General features: G+C 66.4%; 13 protein-coding genes and 1 pseudogene. 3 read left to right on the top strand and 11 right to left on the bottom strand.

Annotation, left to right across the window (positions count from 1 at the left end; translation table 11 throughout):
* Nucleotides 1-280: 280 nt before the first annotated feature.
* Nucleotides 281-1,261, bottom strand: coding sequence for a CU044_5270 family protein (locus tag ABEB03_RS00830; protein ID WP_345639737.1), 981 nt, complete (start codon nt 1,259-1,261; stop codon nt 281-283).
* Complete coding sequence (locus tag ABEB03_RS00825) at nt 1,258-1,857, bottom strand: RNA polymerase sigma factor (protein ID WP_345639735.1); 600 nt, start codon at nt 1,855-1,857, stop codon at nt 1,258-1,260. The genes ABEB03_RS00830 and ABEB03_RS00825 overlap by 4 nt, the downstream gene beginning before the upstream one ends.
* A 184-nt stretch (nt 1,858-2,041) precedes the next feature.
* Between ABEB03_RS00825 and ABEB03_RS00820 the strand changes: the two are divergent.
* A pseudogene (locus tag ABEB03_RS00820) lies at nt 2,042-2,239 on the top strand (site-specific integrase); the annotation flags it as partial.
* 234 nt (nt 2,240-2,473) lie between these two features.
* On the opposite strand, the gene ABEB03_RS00815 reads toward ABEB03_RS00820, so the two are convergent.
* The 3 genes from ABEB03_RS00815 to ABEB03_RS00805 form a co-directional block, all read right to left on the bottom strand.
* On the bottom strand, nt 2,474-2,866 hold the full coding sequence (locus ABEB03_RS00815; RefSeq protein ID WP_345639733.1) for a DUF2399 domain-containing protein: 393 nt from the start codon (nt 2,864-2,866) through the stop codon (nt 2,474-2,476).
* 103 nt (nt 2,867-2,969) lie between these two features.
* Complete coding sequence (locus ABEB03_RS00810; protein ID WP_345639731.1) at nt 2,970-4,205, bottom strand: response regulator; 1,236 nt, start codon at nt 4,203-4,205, stop codon at nt 2,970-2,972.
* Complete coding sequence (locus ABEB03_RS00805) at nt 4,202-6,394, bottom strand: sensor histidine kinase (RefSeq protein WP_345639728.1); 2,193 nt, start codon at nt 6,392-6,394, stop codon at nt 4,202-4,204. Before ABEB03_RS00805 ends, ABEB03_RS00810 begins: the two co-directional genes overlap by 4 nt.
* Nucleotides 6,395-6,884: 490 nt before the next feature.
* Here ABEB03_RS00805 and ABEB03_RS00800 point away from each other — a divergent pair, with 490 nt between their 5' ends.
* Complete coding sequence (locus ABEB03_RS00800) at nt 6,885-8,798, top strand: DNA cytosine methyltransferase (RefSeq protein WP_345639725.1); 1,914 nt, start codon at nt 6,885-6,887, stop codon at nt 8,796-8,798.
* 9 nt (nt 8,799-8,807) lie between these two features.
* Here the strand turns inward: ABEB03_RS00800 and ABEB03_RS00795 are convergent, their stop codons facing one another.
* The gene (locus ABEB03_RS00795; RefSeq protein ID WP_345640554.1) at nt 8,808-9,284 is read right to left on the bottom strand and encodes a very short patch repair endonuclease; all 477 of its coding nucleotides are present in this window, start codon (nt 9,282-9,284) and stop codon (nt 8,808-8,810) included.
* A 56-nt stretch (nt 9,285-9,340) separates the two neighbouring features.
* Between ABEB03_RS00795 and ABEB03_RS00790 the strand changes: the two genes are divergently transcribed.
* Nucleotides 9,341-9,529, top strand: coding sequence for a hypothetical protein (locus ABEB03_RS00790; protein ID WP_345639723.1), 189 nt, complete (start codon nt 9,341-9,343; stop codon nt 9,527-9,529).
* 172 nt (nt 9,530-9,701) lie between these two features.
* On the opposite strand, the gene ABEB03_RS00785 is transcribed toward ABEB03_RS00790, so the two are convergent.
* From ABEB03_RS00785 to ABEB03_RS00765, 5 genes are all read right to left on the bottom strand, one after another.
* The gene (locus tag ABEB03_RS00785) at nt 9,702-10,334 is read right to left on the bottom strand and encodes a hypothetical protein (RefSeq protein WP_345639721.1); all 633 of its coding nucleotides are present in this window, start codon (nt 10,332-10,334) and stop codon (nt 9,702-9,704) included.
* A 65-nt stretch (nt 10,335-10,399) separates the two neighbouring features.
* Complete coding sequence (locus ABEB03_RS00780; RefSeq protein ID WP_345639719.1) at nt 10,400-12,409, bottom strand: AIPR family protein; 2,010 nt, start codon at nt 12,407-12,409, stop codon at nt 10,400-10,402.
* Nucleotides 12,402-13,412: a PD-(D/E)XK motif protein gene (locus ABEB03_RS00775; protein ID WP_345639716.1), complete on the bottom strand. Its 1,011-nt coding sequence runs from the start codon at nt 13,410-13,412 to the stop codon at nt 12,402-12,404. The genes ABEB03_RS00780 and ABEB03_RS00775 overlap by 8 nt, the downstream gene beginning before the upstream one ends.
* Complete coding sequence (locus tag ABEB03_RS00770) at nt 13,409-16,180, bottom strand: Z1 domain-containing protein (protein ID WP_345639714.1); 2,772 nt, start codon at nt 16,178-16,180, stop codon at nt 13,409-13,411. Before ABEB03_RS00770 ends, ABEB03_RS00775 begins: the two co-directional genes overlap by 4 nt.
* 69 nt (nt 16,181-16,249) lie before the next feature.
* Nucleotides 16,250-17,725: an ATP-binding protein gene (locus ABEB03_RS00765; protein WP_345639712.1), complete on the bottom strand. Its 1,476-nt coding sequence runs from the start codon at nt 17,723-17,725 to the stop codon at nt 16,250-16,252.
* Nucleotides 17,726-18,328 lie beyond the last annotated feature (603 nt).

The raw sequence follows: 18,328 nt of genomic DNA, 5'->3' as shown, positions 1-18,328 counted from the left end.
GCAGCCGCAGGGCCCGATCGGCGTGGTGGCGGACGCCGCCCCGCAGGGACGAGGAGCGGGTCTCACAGACACGATCCCCGCCGCACGCGAACGGGCGGACCGGGCCGTACCCCGGGCTGCGGCTCTCCTTATGGGTACGACGAAGGCGCCCCTTTGGATTGCCTTCCGGCAAAATCCACGAGCAGGGGAGGAACGTCCGCCGGCGGTGGAGCCTTGATGCCGTCGAGCACGCGCGCAATCTCGTCGTCCGTGCGAACAGCTTCGGCGCCCCCGCCGGATGTCAGGGGCGGTCGCCCTTGTGGTCGACGACTCCCGTGGCAAGGAACGCGTTCTGGAACATGAGGTCGCCCGCCTTCCAGGGCCGGTCAGGGGTGTCGTCCGCGCCCGGGAACGTGTCCTTGTAGTCCTTGACGACGATCCATCGGTCACCGAGGTACTGGTATGTGTGCGGGTCGATCAGGATCTCGCGGCGGATCTTCTGTCCCTTCTCGTCGTGCCCGACCGCGAGGGCGTCCCGGCCCGCGAGGTCCCGTACGAGATGATCGGTGACCTCGGCGCCGGGGACTGCGGCCAGCGCGCGGTACAGCTTGGCGAGCGCCTGCGGCGGGATGGGCTGGGACGCGAACAGCACACTGAGCGCACCCATGTCCTGCTCCGCCTCGGATTCGTGGCTGTTCTTCCCGGGCGGGTAGTAGGCGCGGACCTTCCTCAGCACGGCGGCCGGGTCGTCCGGCAACTCGTCGAGGAAGCGGAGCCGTTCGCGCATGGAGCGGTCGTCGCCCTCCTTGCCGTTCTCGAAGCGCGGGTCCGCGTACCGTGCCCAGTGCTCATGAGGTTCCGGCTCCGGCTCGGGCTGGGGGGCGGCGCTCTCGGGCCAGATTCCGGGACTGGCCGAGAGCTTCTTCACGTAGATCCACTGGCCCGCGTGCGGTGTGGGCGACGGATCAGCCCGCTCCACCGTGGTCGCGGCCCGCTCCAGCACCTCCTTCACCGAACCCTGTACCGTCCGCGTCCCGGCCGGCACCGTGGGCTCCACGTCGCTGTGGCCGCCCCCTCCGAGGCCGGAGGCCAGCACGGCCACCGCGGTGAGCGCGGCGGCGGCCCCGACCGCTGCGAGCCGCCAGTCGGCCCGCAGCCTGCCTCCCCGGCCACGCCCCGCGGCGCTGCTCAGCCGGTCCCGCCCCTCGGCGAGCCGTGCCCGGTCGGGCTTCGGCGCCCCGGCCCGGAACTCGCGTACGTCCTTCATCTCGTCCACGTTCACGGCCGGACCACCTCCGCCATTTCGCCCAGAAACGCCGGGTCGGCACCCAGCGCGGCCCGTACCTTGCGGCGGGCCCGGTTGAGCCGGGACCGCACGGTCCCGACGGGTATGCCGAGCGCCTCGGCGACCTCCTGGTAGGTCAGGTCGGCCCAGGCCACGAGTAGCAGCACATGCCGGTCGGCGGCGGACAGCGCGGCGAGCGCGTCCGCGAGCGGGGCGCGGTCGGCGACCAGGTCCGCGGTGTCCTCGACCCAGCCGGCCGCGACGGGGTCCTGGCCGGTCCTGGCCAGCGCCCGCAGACCGCGTACTTCCTTCCGGCGCTGCTTGCCGACGAGGTGCGCGGCGATCCCGTACAACCAGGGCCGGGCACTGGCCCGCGAGGCGTCGTAGCGGGCACGTACCCGGAACGCGGTCAGGAAGGTGTCGGCCGTGACGTCGTCCGCCGCGTGGTCGCCGAGGCGCCGGGCCGCGTACCGGTGGATGTCGGGTGCGTACCGGTCGTAGAGCCGGGCGAACAGCTCCGGATGTTCCAGGGACTGCGCGATGACATGGCCGTCGCGCTCGTCGCCGGGGTCGGGCGCCGGTGGTCCGGTCACGGGTCCTCCGTCAGCGGGTGGGGTCGAGCGTGTCACCCGTTGTTCCCCGCTGCCCCGCGAAGAGTTCACGGCCGCACAGGACTTTCTCAGGGAGCGGGCGCGACCTTACGGGATCAGCCGCGCCGGCATCCCCCGTGCGTACCCGGTGTCGTACACCCCGCCCGTGAGCAGTACCTGCAGCGAGTCCCTGCTCTCCGACCAGGGTGTCCCGCTGGAGGAGATCTCTCGGCTCGTCGGGCACTCCGGCACTGCCGTGACCGAGGAGGTGTACCGCGAGCAGATCCGCCCGGTGATCCAGACCGGTGCCGTCGTCATGGACGGGAGCTTCAAGCGGTCCCCGAAGCGGGGGTCACGCAGATGGACACGCACACGAAACAGGTGAGGCACCTACCGAAGTCGGTAGGTGCCTCACCTGGTGTTTCACTGTCGGGGTGGCGGGATTTGAACCCACGACCTCTTCGTCCCGAATGAGGTTCGGACATGATCGCCACCGGTCGATTTGCTGTTTTGCCTGGTCAGGGTGTTGGGGTGGGGCAGTGCCGGTTGGCGCCGAGGGGGCTTGGGGAGCGGGTCGGCTCCCAGACGGCTCCCAGAGCCCAGCTTGGCGCCGACGTCCCTATGTCTGACGTGACAGGTCGTCCACCAGAAGGTCGAGAGTGGCCTCCTCATGGAGCGCGACGCCGATGGCGGTCATGGCGGGGGCGAGATCCGGGTTCCTGTCCGCTCTGATTGGTTGGTTGTTGAGCGCCAGTTGACGTATGCCCTCAGTCTGGCTGCGCGCAGCCAGACGCTCGTAATCCGCGGTGCTCATGCAACACGGCCGGGCTTCGTAACGACGGACGACCCGGTTGGCCAGAGCGATCCCGGGCCCGTCGAAGACGCCGTGGTACGCGAAGCGGCAGCCCGTGGTGGCGGGGGCATCGAGAAGCGTGAAGACCACCGTGGCCGCGCTGCCGGACGTGCACACGAGGGGCTGGATGCGGGCCACGTCCGCCGCGGCTGTCGACATTCGACCAATCCAGCTCTCCTCGGTCCCGTCCTCATGACCGGCTGCCGTCTGAGGTGACGGTTCCCATCCGGGATCACGAACAGGAATCCAGATCGTGAGGTCTTTAGTCCCTGACGACCTCTCCACGCGGCGCGGAGGTGGAAACCTGGGCCGGAACGCTTGCGGGCTTGGCCTTCATGAGTTCCAGCTGCACCTGCACGTCGTCGAAGCTGACGTCCGGTGTACCGATGCGGCCGACGGATCGGCTGTAGGCGATCAGCATCGCTTCCGCGAAGGGGCTGTCGAGTGTGGCGACCCGCTTCCAGGCTCGTACTTCATCGAGCTCTTCAGACTTGACGTTCTCGAAGTCGATCACGAGGTGCGGGATGTCGAGGTACCGGGGGAGCGCACGGTAGCGGTTGTCGTCGACTCTGAAGGCGCGCTGGGCCTGGGCCTTGTCCTTGCTGCCCTTGGAGCTTGCATGCCACGCGGAGATGGCCGGAGACTCGGAGCGCTTCTCGTCCTCGGTGAAGACCCGGTCGGCCCTGGCCAGGCGTACGTAATGGGCCTTGGCGGTGCGAGGCTTCGCCACGTTCGAGTCCGGGTGATCTTCATACAGGTCGCAGGCTGGTGTGAGAACCAGCCACCAACCGCCGTCGGGGTCGACCACGAGATCGGCCGCCGTGAGGTGGTGGGTGACGGGAGGCATCAGGTAGACCCGTGCCGCCGAGGGCCGTGCCGCCACAGCGGCGAGGTCGCCTTCCACGGTCTGGTCAAGCTTGTGGAGACCGTTCTCCCTGAGCCAGGCGGCGAGGCGGTTGACGATGACCGGGACGATCTCGTTCTGGTCGGCGCCCGCCATTTCGTTCCAGTGCGGAGCAACGACATCACGCATGAAGTTGCGGACATAGTCCTCGACCAGCCCCGAGATGCGACGCGTCAGCGCCGACACACCGGACACCAGGCCGTCCCGCACTGCGGGGGCGATGTCGTCCAGAGCGTTCTTCGTCACCACGCGGATGAGCGGAGGCTCCTCCAGAGCACGCACCTGCTCGGGAACACCAGTGAAGAACACCACTGGTACCCAGCGGATCCTGGCGATCCGCTCGTACAGTTCGCGCCCACGCCCTTCTATGTCCGCGGAGGGACTGCCATCGGACGCGTCCCGGACGTCGAGGATGACCAGGTCGAAGTCCGAATGGCTCAGCCGCTCCTCGGCGGCGGCGAAGTCCTGCTCGGCTTCGAAGTGGATGACTCCCAGGTCCTCCAGCTCGTCGGTCAGCAGCTCCTGGAGCTGCTCCGCCATTCTGGCGTCGTCGTCGACGATGAGTACCCGATACGCAACGTCTGGTGACGTCACCCAACTCTCCTTCGCAGTCGTGCCCGGAAACTCGCGCCGACGAGGGGGCCGGGGCTGACCAGCCACAGGTCGCCGTCGTAGAAGTCCTTCACGACGCTGCCTGCGATGCTGAGGCCGAGACCGATGCCGTCCGGCTTGTCACTGAAGTAGGTGTCGAAGATCAGCTCCCTGATCTCCTCGCGCACCCCGGGACCGCTGTCGCTGACCGTGATGTCCACCACGTCCGCCCCACCCTCCCGGGTGCGCTCGGTCTCGATCAGAACCGCGCGCTCTGTCCCGTCGGGCGTCGTGGACAGCCAGTACACCGCGTTGCTCACGAGATTGAGCACGAGTGTTCTGATGTCTCCCGGCTCGGCGGTGACCGTCACGTCCTCCCCGCCGACCGTGACGTCCACCCGGTGCCTGGTGATCTCCGATTCCAGAACGGAGACCGCCTCGGAGATGCTCTGGTGGAGGGAGAGCTCGCGTGGGCGTCCCCGCTGCCGCCCGCTGAGTGGCTCGATGCGGGTGAAGAGCCGGTCGATGGCCCTCTCCTGTGCGGTGAAGTCCGTTCGCAGGTCCACCAGCGCGGCGGACAGCTCGGCGTCGAGTTCCTCCACCTTCTTCGTGATCTTGCCGAGTTGGCGTAGGTCGAAGGCCATGCGTGCCAAGGCCGTCCGACCGTCGTGGAGTACGACGTCGACGAGGGTGCCCAGTGTCGCGAGCCTGGAGAACTGGGCGATGATCTCCTGGACCTTGCGGACCCCCTCGTTGATCGTCTCCGTGGCCTCTTCGATGGCCCGGCCCAGGACGACGTCGTTCGGGTACCGCTCGGCGGCGACTTGGCGGAGCGGCTCCAGGCTGAAGCTCTGGAACACCCCGTGGCCTCGCCCACCGGGCGGGCCGGTAAGGAGGCCGGCCCCCGGCTGCACGATGGGCTCGGGACGGCGCAGCTTGTAGCGCTGGATCTCCAGTCTGGTTATTGCCTGGAGTATGACCGTCTTCAGTTCCTCGTACTCCGGGCTGTCGATGAGTCCTTCTCGGTGGGAACGGTCCTGGAGCCCGGGGTTGTCGTCCGCCGAGATGTAGACGAATCCCGCCACCTGGTTGTTGGACAACCGCATCGTCGGGTTGTTGACGCGTCGTTGGTCGAAACCGAGCCAGTCGAACCCCGGCTCCCCGAAGGGTTGGACGCGAAACCCGTCCCGGTACAGGGTCACACCGCTGTTGTCCTTGATCAGCTTCCGCACCTCGGTGAGGTTTCTCGCGCCCGTGTCGAGATGGAAGAGCGGCTGAAGTGCCGACTTCTCAAGGTCCCACACGCGGAAGTCCAACTTCAGCGGGCCGCAGGACGGTCTGTCCGAATCCTTCCGAAGGTTCTCCTCGACGACTTCCACCGGCTCGTCGCCGCCGGCGTAGACGGCCAGGTGGGCGTTCCCGGCAGTGTCCACGCTCCCGATCAGGCGGTAGCGCGGGTGGGCCAGCGCCTCGCTGGCCGCCACGAAGCCGGCGAGATGGCGCAGCGGACCGTCGGGGATTTCGATGTAGATCGCGAACTCCGGCTGATCCGGCACGGACAGCTCTGCCGGAGGCGGTGGAGGGAGAAGTCGGGACAGGGAGCGCTTGAGGGACTCAACGGCCTCCTGCCCCCACTCCATACGCAGCCCCTCAAGCCTCACCACGGTCCCGTGATCCGAACGTGCGTCGGTCGAAGCTGTCGTGAACTCCCGGGCGATCTCGGAGAAGTGCTGCTCCGCCTCGCCGTCCTCCCTGAAGACGGAAGGTGCGGCCGTGGACCAGGAGATCGGAACCTCGTCGAGGTACGCGTCACCTTCCGTGAAGTTGCCCCAGTCGATGCGGAGGGTGACCTCCGGCTCGCCCACACGCCGGGTTGTGATGGCGGTGACGTGAGCCAGGCGGGCAGCGGCGAACCGACCGATACCCTTGGCCCCGAGCACACGCCGTCCCCCCGACTCACTGTGCGGATGTCGGTGCCTGTGCGAGGTCGCGATCTCCATCCAGGTGCCACGCACCGTGTCCGGCGACATGCCGTGGCCGTCGTCCCAGACCTCAATCGAGCCAGCACCCTCTTCGAGTGGGGGGCTGAAACGGATCAGCACCAGGCTGGCGTCCGCGTCGTAGGCGTTCTTCACGAGCTCGGTCAGGGCGACCCGCTCGTTGCTGATCAGTTCCTCGCCGAGCGTGCTCATGAGTCGGGCCCGAGGCCGGAGATACGCCTCTGCGCTCTCGGAGTTCACCTGTGCCCCCGCTTCTGGTGACTGTCAGCTGTGCTTCACTGCGGAGCGCAGTGAAGTGAGGGGATTCTACAAACAGTTCGACGGTGAACCACGTGGTTCCTGGGGCCAGTTGTCCGATATCTTGCGACGCCATCCCGACGAGTCGAACGTGTCTTCAGCGTCTCGACGTCGTTGGGCAGACAGAGTGGAGCGGGAGCTCTTTGCTCACCCTGATGGCGGCGGTGTCGGTGGGTTCCACTATGATCAGTCGCCTCGGAGTGCAACAGAACACTGGTTCGAAGCCGCTGGCTGGGAGCCCTGTTCACCCGCGGTGGGCGCCGGAGGGAACCTTGACAGTCACTCCAGGCGGCCCTCTTGGTCAAGATGCCGGAATTCTTGCTTCCACCAGCGCGTCTGTGATCTCCTGGTGCTCGTTCATCTCATGCGTACGGAGGGCTGTGCTGTGAAGAAGGGATGGTACGGCGTACCCCTTGAACGCAGCGACTACCTCAGGCTTGATCCAGACACGAACAGTTGCGAGCCTGAGGGCTTTCAGGGGTGGCTTGAAGGCTTCGGCAAGGGCAAGAGGTTGGCTGTCGACCTCTTCTCCGGTGCCGGCGGTCTCAGTTTCGGTGTTCAGCAGGCGGGTTGGACCATCGCCGCCGCCGTGGACTTCGACGACGCGGCGCTGGACACTCACAGGGCGAACTTCCCGGGCCTCAGCCTGAAGATGGATCTCGGTGATCCCGCAGAGCGCGACCGACTCGAAGCGATCCTCAAACCCGCCAAAATCGATCTTGTGTCGGGCGGGCCGCCATGTCAGCCCTTCAGTAGGGCCGGGCGCAACAAGATCCGGGATCTCGTCAAGAACCATGGCCGTGACCCGGAGGACCGCCGGAAGGAGCTCTGGAGCGCCTACCTGGACATGGTGAAGCGCATCCGTCCTCGGACGGTCCTCATGGAGAACGTCCCCGACATGGGTCTTCACGACGACTTCTTCGTCATTCGGACAATTGAGGATGAACTGGAGGAGCTCGGATACGCGACGCAGGTGCGGCTCGTCGACGCGTGGAGCTACGGTGTTCCGCAGCACCGGAAGCGTCTGATCCTCCTGGCCAGGAACGACGTCGATGATTTCAGTTGGCGGAAGCCCGACGAGAAGCGCACCACTCTGCATGACGCCATCGGTGACCTGCCCGAACTGGAGGTCATTCCCGCCGAGCGGGTCGGGCAGCGGGAACTGACGTACCACACGCCTCGCAACCTGTCTGATTTCGGCAGGAAGATGCGCGAAGGGGCACCTCGCGGGACGGTCTGGGACCACATGACCCGAAGGGTCCGGCACGACGACCACCGGATCTTCGAGGTCATGGAGCCTGACACCAAGTACTCGGACCTCCAAGAGAAGCTGACCGGGAAAGAGAAGAAGTACCAGCGGTACAGCGCGACGAAGTACACGGACAAGTACAAGAAGCTGGCCTGGACCGAACTCAGCCGTACGATCACCGCGCACATCGCCAAGGACGGCTACTGGTACATCCACCCGGAGCAGCTTCGGACCCTCACCGTGCGCGAGGCGGCGCGCGTGCAGACCTTCCCGGACCGGTTCAGGTTCGCCGGCACACGGAGTGATGCCTTTCGGCAGATCGGGAACGCTGTTCCCCCTCTGCTCGGAGAGGCGGCCGCGACCGTACTGAAGCCCGTCAGCGACACGACCACGGAGACCGCCGAGCTTCGACCCCACTGGCGGGAGGTCCGGGCCGCTCTCACGGAGTGGGCGGAGCAACGGCGTGACAGCAGCGACTGGTACCAACTCCCCAGCAAAACGCCCGTTCCGCTTCACGCTGCCATAGTGGCCGTGCTCTCCGGAACAAAGATCAAACCGACCGTAATGGCGGACATGATGGCCGCTGCGAAGAAGTCGAAGCGACTCACCTCCACGCTCTTCAAGAAGCTGGTCGACACGGCTCCCACCACGGCCGCCCGGGCCCGAGTGGATCGGCTGGCACCACTGGTGAACAAGCCGTACGACTGGCAGTGGAGCAAGCGGTTCGACGTACCCTCCAAGCTGGCCATGAAGCCGTCTGAGGAGTCCCTCTATCGACTGCTGATCGGCGAGGACCTCATGTTGGTCGTCCAGGGGACGCTGCGGGTCGCGGCCCGGATGAACGACATCGACACGGACCATGCGAACCGGCTCAGTGAAGGCCGCGTCAATCTGGTGAAACTCGTTGGCGCGGGGGAGGACGCACCCCTCCGGATGGGAGCGATCCGAATCATCGGAACGGACCTGTGTAGGGAGGACCAGCCCGTCTGTTCGGAGTGTCCGCTCGTCGCTCACTGCCCCCGGCAGAAAGCGCTCCCGACGATCTTCTGACGCTGGCCGTCACTCGGGTGCGGTCGGCCGGCGGCGCGACGCCGCTTCGGTCGAGGCAGCGGTCTCCGCCACTCTCTGAGCCGCTCCATCGACGTTTCGACGGATCTCGCACTCCCAGATCCGAACCACGGTCCAGCCGGCGGCTGCGGCCTGCGCGGTGTTGCGTCGGTCCCGCTCTCTGTTGGTCTCGATCTTCTCCTCCCAGAGGGCGGCGTTGGGCCCGCGGAACTCTGCGGGGGAGTGGTCGGGGCAGCCGTGCCAGAAGCAGCCGTCGACGAAGACAGCGACGTGATGTCTGGGAAGCACGAAGTCGGCCGTACACCGGGGCGCTACTCGCTGCTGGAGGCGGAACCTGAGGCCGAGCCGGTGTACGGCCTTCCGGAGAGCCACCTCGGGCTTGGTGTCCCTTATGCGCCGACCGCGAAGGTGCTCCCCTTCCGCAGTGGCGACCCACCGCCGGTCCGGTGGTCGGCCCGTTTCGGTCATGGTCACAGCCCCAGCCTGTCGACGTCCTCCGAAAGGGAGGGTGCCACACTCTCCTCATGCTCCGGGAACCAGCCGAACTTCATGTCGACGATCAGGGCTGTGTCGAACTGCCCCTCGGCCTGCTGGCGGAGGCCGGCATCACGCCAGGTGCCAAAGTTGTCGCTTTCAGTGACGGAGATGGTCGCATCGTGCTCAGGCGAGCCGAGGACGCGATCACGGACCTCATCGAGAGGGGCATGCTCTGACGTTTCGGTGGGTTCGCACTCACCGCGCGAACCCACCCCAGGTGCAGCGTCTCTTTGCGAGTGAGCGACGCCTGTATGGTCTGCGTCTCGGGAACGCGCTGGCCGAGTTCGAGGCGCCTGTCGATGAACGGGGCCAGCTGTCGCTGCCAGGGCTACCGGGGGCCACCAGTGGCTATTCGTCGGCGAGTTCCTCAAGCAACTCGGCGAGACCATCGGTCCAGGATGGCCGGGGCAGGGCATCGAAGGTATCGCGCGCAGCCAGGACCGCCTTGCCGAGACCGTGCATGTCCTTGATGGATCGCGCGTAGATGTACCAACGCCCGTACACCTGGTCGACGCCGCAGCCGTTCTGCTCTGCCAGCCGGGCGAGCAGGCTGGCCCGCTCGGGATCGGGCACAGCACCGACCGTTGGGTAGTCGGCGTGATGGCTCACGCCGAGCCCGCTGGAGCAGGAGTAGAAGGTGGCGATTCGGGCGGCGCTGAGCGCCAGACTGAGCCCCGCCACCCCGACGTCGTTCCAGCAGAACGTGTACGCCATCAGTTCGGCGTAGCCGACGTCGTCGGCGTCCTGCAGTTCGTGAAGGATCGCCTCCACCCCGTCGGGCGCTTCGGACTTGTCCGCGCGTTCGAGGAAGGTGGCTTCCTCCTTCAGACACTCTGCGGCTTCTTCCCAGCTCGGGAGCCCCAGGCATTCGTACTCGTGGTGATCCGTGAAGCCCCTGGCCACGTCTTCCGCGCTCAGGCCCGTACGTAGCGTTTCCATGTCGTGGTCGAGACTGATGTCCACATCGAACTCGGGAATCATCCCTCTATCTTGGCGAACTACCGTCTGACATGTCGGTGGTTCGCGCCCAGGACGCGAACCACCGGCTACGGATGGGGGGTGAACCCCAGCCGCAGAGCCTGGGCACGGGCGTGCAGGGCCTGAACGGCCTGCGTCTCGGAAACCTCCTGTTCCAGCTCGATGCGCCTGCCGACGAACTGGGCCAGCTGCCGCTGCCAGGGTTCGAGATTGCGGGTCTCCTTGGCCCAACGCTCGATCGCGTACCACTCGTCAGCAGGGATCAGCGCTGCCTCCTCACCTGCTCCTTCCTCAGCACCGGTACCGCCGGCGAGCGCCGCCTCGTCCAAAGAGTGGTCCAACAGCTCCGCCGCCAGAGCGCGGGGAGCCGTCCAGGGCACCTGGGACACCGCGTCCCAGCACGTAGCTTTCTTCGCCCACTCGCCCACATGGTTCCCTTCAAGGGGCGTGGTCACCGCCCGCATGACGCGGGGGCACAGGTCGTGGATCGCGGCCTCCAGCACCGGTGTGACGCCCTGCTCCCGCCAGATCCGGTCGAGATCGATCCGACGGTCGGTCGCAAGGGACAGGCGAGCCACGGTGTAGGTGGTGATCATGCTCTTGTGACTGCCGGCTCCGTGGATGGCGGCGATCCGGTCCACCGCCTTGAACAGGACGGCCATGGCGATTACCCGCTGGCAGTACTGGACGTCGACGCGGGGCGGCGCCTTGTCGACGTTGACCATGAACTCGACGAAGTTCTTCTGCGCTCCGCGACTCACGTGGTAAGGCAGGTGGTTCCACGAGTGGACGAACTTGGCGAGGTCCGCCTTCGTGAACTTCTGCTTCGTCGGGTTCAGTTTCTTGAACTGCGCCTGCCTGGCAGGGGTGCGGGCCTTGGCCAGCTCGTCCGTGTACTGGCCGCGCGCACGCTCGTAGAACCAGTGGGTCTCCTGGCCGCTGCCGTCCGTTGCGGGGGCCCACAAGGAGCGGGTGATCCGCTGCATGTCGACGTGGTAGTCGTGGTTGGAGCTGAAGTCGACCTGGGTCACCCGGTTCTGCGTGTTGGAGTACTCCGAGATCTTGGGAACGATCTCAGCGAGCCGCTCGGGCGCCACCTCCGTCAGCTTCATCTGGACCCGGACGTGGGACAGGTCGGCCTTGTCGCGGCTCAGTGCGTAGTGGAGCGAGGCAGTCGTCTGACCGCCGTTCACGATCTGGAGGCCGTGCACTCCGGAGATGTGGGTGGGTTCGCCGTCCGTGCCCCTCACGAAGTCGACCTGCGACGCGGTCGCGGTGATTCCGTTGTTGTAGGCCAGGAACCTGCTAGGTGCGTTCAGCAGGGTCTCCCGGATACCCCGGTTGACCGCACCGCGGGTCTGGAGGAAGGAGCGAACGTTGAGTTCGAGGAGCCGGGTGCCGTACTCGGCGTACAGCTCGGCGAGCATCTCCCCCGGTATGACCGCCAGAACCACGGAATGGTCCTCTTCCGAGCTCGGGGCGGAGACACAGGGCAGCGGAGGGCTGAAGGGCACCATGATGGGCTCGCCGAGAGCGCCCGACGTCGCATGGCGGTGTAGCCGTGCCAGGTCCCACACCTCGTGGGTCACCGGGAGGCCGTCGAATTCCGAGGCCGGCAACTCGGTTGCGGTACCCACCCTGTTGCTGAGCAGGAAGAGCCTGATGCGCTGCACCTCGGTGAGTGCCTTCTCGACTGCAGCGCACATGTCGTACACGTCGAACGACTCGTCGATGTGCTGCTGCAGCCCGTCCCGGCAACGCTGCACGAACGCCAGAAGCCGCCTGAAGGACGTCTCGGTCTGTGCCTTCGTGAGCTTGGACTCCAGTGGTTCCAGCTGGAAGTCCGTCACGAACAGGTCCAGGGACTCGCCCGACTCTCCGATGCCGTAACCGTGCACCTCGTGGCCGTGCATCTTGTGGTAGGCGGTGAAGGTGTTGGACACGACGCCGGCCTGCTCCAGGTCCTCGAAGACCCGGCGTGTGAATGCCTCTGGGGTGGTTGTCCCCTCGGCGTCAGCGGTCGCCTGGACGTCGGCGACGAGGCTCCGCGAGAACTCGGCCAGGTCGAGCTCAGCCATGGGACCCCCCGATCAGTTCCTTCACCTCGTCGGCCGTGGCGCGATAGGCGTCCAGACCCGAGGTGCTCACGTGGTAAGTGCAGTCACCGACGCCCTCGGGCAGGTCCGACTCGACCAGCCTGGGAAATCCTTCCCGTACGTGCCAGAACCGAAGCTCGCGGAGGGTGTACCGGGGTTCTTCGTAGAGGTCATGGTGCCCAGGGAGGTAACCGACCTGGATGAGTAGACCGTCGAACCGGGCCCGAGCGGCGGGACTCGTGAGCTGCTGGCGTATGCCCTCCACCCTCCTGTTCAGGCTCTCTCCCGATCCACCCCGCCGCTCGTCGAGATTCGTGAGTGCGAGGAGCAGCGAGGGCGTCCCGGTTCCGTCCAGCTGTCTCTCGCTGGCGATCCGTATGCTCCGGGGCCGCTTCGCGACACTGGCCTTGGTCTCGATGGCCAGCCCGGACAGCTGGAAGTCCTGGTTGGAACCTGTGGGACCGGTCCACGCCTCGATCGCCTCGGCTTGGCCCAGAGAGGCCAGGAGGACATCCCCCAGTACCAGGAGTTCGCCGTAGAGTCCACGACGCGCCTCGGCGCTCAGCCCGTCCCTGCCGACAGCGCGCAGGAGGTCCTGCCACCTCTCGAACCTGTCCACGGCGGCCGCCAGGGCCTCAGCGGCGGCCGGAGCGGACTTGGCGGTCTCGGCAACGTCGGTGACGAGCGGATTGAACACCTCACGAAGCCCGTCTGCCGTCAGGATCACCTGGAGCTCGTACTCAATCCGGGACACGGCACTCAGGTTCATCTCGATCCCAGCTGCCTTGGGGAGCCGGCCCACGGACCGCACGATCGGGTCTGCGGAGCGAGCATCCGCCCTGAGCACCAGCATGCGCTGGCGGCCGGGGTGGGAGACGGAGAGGAAGATGTCGAGCGGGGACTCCGGGTACAGACGGAGGCTGGACCGCCCTGGGGCGTCCTGGGGTCTCTCCAGTTCACGCCACTCGTCCTCGGTGACGGTCACGCCTCGTCCTCCTCGGCGATGGTGTAGATGTCCTCCTGGAGCCAGATGGTGTTGGCGATGTACTCGGTCTTGGACTGGTAGTCGGAGTGCGGGAAGCTCACCTGGAAGCCCACGAGGGGAGCCGTCGACTCCTTGTCGTCGGACTTCGGCAGCTCGATCGGGTAGATCAGCAACAGGCCCTGATCAGTCCGCCGCTGTCGCCGTATGTGCGGGCCCGCCGGGTTCTTCGGAACCGACGCCTTCTCCTTCTGCGCCGCGGCTTTCCTCGCGGCCTCTCGTGCTGCGGCCTCCTGCGCGTCGTCGAGGTCGATCAGCTCGTCCGGCGGACTGAGTACCCGGCGGATCGTGTACCTTCCCTCGGCTCTGAAGGCGTCATTGAGTGCCTTGCGGGTTACCAGGCCGACGGTGTGATCGCCAATGTCCTGCGGCGTCTTCGACGTCGTGCTGCCGACTAGACACACCGTCCAGTTGCCCAGCTCACCCACCTTGGCGCACTGCTCCACGTATTTCGCGATGAGCCTCGGGCGAACACGCTGAGCCATGCGGTCGGTCTCGTAGGAGGTGAGGAACTCGGAGATGATCTCCGGAGGCACCCCTCCCCACTGCACGTTGCCGCCCGGAGTCCCCGGTACGGGTTCTGCGACGGCGTCCAACCGGCGGACGAGGGTCTCAAGAGTCTTGAAGTTGTTCTCGACGGTCTTGCCGGTGAGCTTGAAGATCACCGTCTCCGGCCCCTCCCCGGAGTAGCTGAGCAGGATCTTCGCGCTCTGCCGCATCTTGTTGGCCGCGGTCACCGTGAGCCCCAGGGAGGAAGAACGGACCTTCAGTCCGAACTCCTTCGGGGTGAGGCTGAGCGCCGCCATCTCCTCGACCTCCCTGCGGAGTTCGTCGGTCGCGGCGGTCACCTCCACGTATGCGTCCTCAAGCGCCGGCGTTGTGTACAGGCGGCACACGTCCTCGTAGCCCGGGCGGTATCCGAACCACCGGCCCATCTGAAGGAGGGTGTCGTACGTCTTCGACACGCGCAGGTAGTAGCTGACGGTCAGGCCGTCCAGGGTGAGGCCACGGGAGAGTTTCTGTCCCCCGATGGCGATCACGGACAGACCGTTCCTGCGGTTCTCGTAGTAGTCGAGCGCATCCTTGGAGGTGCCGTTCACCGTCTTGACCTGGATCTTCCTGAGGGCAGGAAGGAGCTGTTCGGAGACCTGCTCCCAGGTCAGGCGTTGTACCTCGTCAGCAGGGAACTCGTCCGTGGTGGGAACGAAGTCGCGCTCCCAGAGGGCCCGGAGTTCGGCACGGAGCTCAGGGCCCTTTCCGTACCGGTCTCGGATCATGTCAACGATGAGCCGCAGGTGGTCGTCGACCTGGTCGCGAACGAGGGCCTGCACCGCGGTGAAGCGGGTGACGTGCACCAGCATCGAGTTGTGGACCTTCGTCTGCCCTCGCGCCCGGCGGGCGGCACAGGCGAGCACGAACGAGAAGATCGCGTCGCGCAGGGACTGCGGGAGCCTGTCGCCCGGGACGTCGCCGGGCTTGTGCTGGGTGGGAAGCCAGGTGTCCGCGTCGTCCACATGGCGAACGAGCGGTAGCGGCTGCACGTCCTCCTCGTCCTCGTCGTCGACCTGGAGCCCGAAGACGCGCTCAGGGCCAAGGTAGTTCGACGGCGAGGGAAGGCTGCGGATGAAGCTGTAGGGGAAGAGGTCTTCCCCGGCGACGTCGTGGTTCACGCTGGGGTCGATGTAGATGTTGGCGAAGGGGGTGGCCGTGTACCCGACGTACGCGGCTTTGTCGAAGCTCTTCATGAGCCTGCGGATGGCGGCGTTGGTTTTGGTCGGGTCCGCCTCGGGGTCACGGACCGTGTTGATCGAGGCGTTGTCGGCCTCGTCGTCGATGACGAACAGGGGGAGGTCCTTCACGACCTTCTCGCCGTTCTCGTCCTCGGTGCCGTGGACGTCTATCACCCAGTTACGGAGGTATTCCAGGATCTTGTAGTGCTTCTTGACGACGAGAACGACGGGAAAGCTGCCGAGGGGGAAGTTGATGGCCTTGGCCGTCGCGAGCCCGAAGTCCCCCTTCTCCGCGCTGCTGGTCGGCGACGCGATGTCGAGCTTCTTGGCGAGGGGCATGGCTCCTGCACCGATCGCGCGTGAACGGCCGTCCTCGTTCGACCGGTTCTGGTGCTGGGTGTCGAAACCCAGGAGTCCCTCGTCTATCCGGAGTTGTGTCTGGCTCCGGAGGTCGTTGTGGATGCCGGCAAGGACCACGATGAACCTGTATCCCGCGTCCACGGCCTTCGCGGCGAGCCCGATGTACTGGCCGGTCTTGCCCGACTGCACCTGGCCGATCACGAGCCCCTGGCGACGCCAAGGGCCTGAGCGGCGAGGATCCTCCAGCTGGCTGAGTACCTCGTCCGAGCTCTGGTCCAGCCGCCTCACGACCCACGGCGGAAGGTTCACCACGTCTTCGAGATACCGCCGGTAACGCTCCCAGAAGTCCCAGGCACGGTCGTTCTTCGCCTCGGGCAGCCAGGGTTCGTGCCCCTTGGGGTCCACGAGTGCCAGCGACCGCTCCTGGAACACGGCAGTCATGGCCTCGATCTCCTTGGCCAGCTGGTCCCGGTCAAGGTCCTCCCCCTGGGCGGCCAGCATCCCGAAGATGGCGTTGACGGCGTTCTGGACCTCGTCCGGCTTCGGCTGACGGTCCTGTGGCAGGAACCCGAGAACCAGGCGCGTGGCCTTGGCCATGGGTTCGTCGGGAACAGCGCTCACGTGGGACCTCCAGCGGGATGTAGACGGTGTCGAGCAGAGTAGGGGCGGCCACTGACAACAACTCAGGGCTCATCCGCTCCAGAAACCCTGCAGTTGGTCGAAGGGAGGCATGGTCCGCAACCTCTCACGCGCGGCGGCTGGCGATCGGCCGCCCGAGACGAGTGACTCGTAGATGCGTTCTGCTACCTCGGTAGCCGCCTCGTCGGCGGGCCCTGGACCACCGAACGGTTCCGGGTCGTCGCTCGTGTCCGTCTCATGCATCACGCGGAGGGCGGCGACGGGCACTGTCTCTTCCAGAAGCCGGATCAACGCTCGTACGTCCGCGACGTTGTTGCCGCCGGGTCGCAGAGCAGCTTGGACCAACGGATGGCTGCGGTTGATCCTGCACGTGACCCTGCCGTCCGGTCGGCGCACGTTCCACGCGTATGACAGGGGGTCTCCGTGGGTACGTGCGGCCACCTGTCCACGGTGCCGCAGAACGTCTGCGGCCCTCGCCCGGGCTTGCCGTGCGATGCGATGGAGGTGCGGACGTAGACCCACGGGCGGGACGACGCTGGACTTCCTCACATCTACGCCCCACTCGACGTCGGTCTCGGCCGGGATGTCGACGGCGATGCGCGCCAGGTTGTACTTCTCCTCACGACGCATCCCTCTCTGCCCCAGCCAGTCGCCGGCCAGGATCAGGCGGTTGCGGCGGTAGACATAGAAGCCCTGCTGGTCGAGCCACCCCTGTGGCCCTGCGGCCATGCCGTACTCCTCCGGGGTGAGCCGGTGGGTGCTGGGGAGGATGAACGCTTCGACCCTCACGGAACTGCCGCTGAGAGGCAGTTCCTCCGTGGGGAGCCGCTGGACAGAGGGGTGGTTACCCATGAACGGATCCCAGGGTTTCACCGAGGTTCCGGACACGCGCAGGTTCCGGCGCCGGCTCCCGGTGAGGAATCGGGCGAAGACCATTCCGAGGTGCGACTCCGTGCGGGCTGCCTCGGCGTAGAACTGCTTCTGGGTGCGCTCGTCGTCCTCGCGAACGGCACTGCTGTTGTAGCCGTTGAGTCGCCGCCAGAGCACGATTGTCCCGCGGTCAGTGCTGCTCCGAAGCCTGTCCAGCACGGTGCTTGTGTCGACATCCGCTCCGTGGAGGAGTCTCCACTCGCCGGACTCCTCAACGACATCGAGGTCCCAGGTCCGTACGTGCCACACGCCATCGGTCGCTGTGGCCACGGAGAGTTGCCGCGACTGCGAGAACGAGGCGGACTTCAGACCCACGCCGAAACGGCCCAGGTCCGTGGAGGAACGTGAGGTCGCGGGTCCGCGAGCCGCCACGGTCATTGCCGTGATGAGTTCCTGGGCGCTCATGCCCCTGCCGTCGTCGACGACTGCGATCCACGAGTCCCGTCCCGCCCAGGTGAACTCGACGTCGATGTTCCCGGCCTCAGCTGCGATGCTGTTGTCGACGAGATCCGCGACGGCAGCGGGCAGCGAGTACCCCAGGGAGCTGAGCGAAGCCACCATGCCCGCGGGTTCGGGGGCCGCGATGTCGTAGGTCATGGGTGGTTTCAGCCTGCTTCCCCGATATGGGCCCTCTCGCTGTGCGACTGACTCATGATCCACATGAACCAAAAGAGCCCCCACGAAATCGAGGAGATGCCCCTCCGCGTCGCCATTTTATGCATCCTGCAAACGCCCGCCCAAGGTCGATGTTAGTGGAGGCGCGGGATCGATCATCCGGTGTTCTGCGGATCTCCGGTCTGCGCGGTGACAGAGACATGGTGACCTTCATCGCCCTACAGCCACTACCGTCATCCGCGGTTGAACTGCCCGAGGCATTCGACGAACACTGGAGCCACCTGCTCGGTTGCCGTGAGCGAGCTGTGAGCTTCGCTCGGGAGTGGGACGGCCTTCCGGTTGGGCTGCGGACGCGTTGAACTTGGTCCCGACGTGTTCGGAGACCTGGAACGCCACCGGTGCTGCAGGAGTCGGGCACACCCGAGCGAGATCGTCGAGCCGGTCGGACCCGCAGCTGCTCGTTCGACCGTCGATTGCCGGCAGGTGGGGTCTAGGTCAGCCGCTACGGCTAGGAGGACTGCGATTTCACCGGGCGAGGGGCGGTCTCTGCGCCGGACGGGCGTCGCCACCGACCGGGCTGTGTTG

Source organism: Streptomyces siamensis, from assembly GCF_039543605.1.
GTDB classification, from domain to species: domain Bacteria; phylum Actinomycetota; class Actinomycetes; order Streptomycetales; family Streptomycetaceae; genus Streptomyces; species Streptomyces siamensis.
The sequence above is the reverse complement of the archived record's forward strand: the minus strand, read 5'-3'. Positions and strand labels throughout refer to the sequence as shown.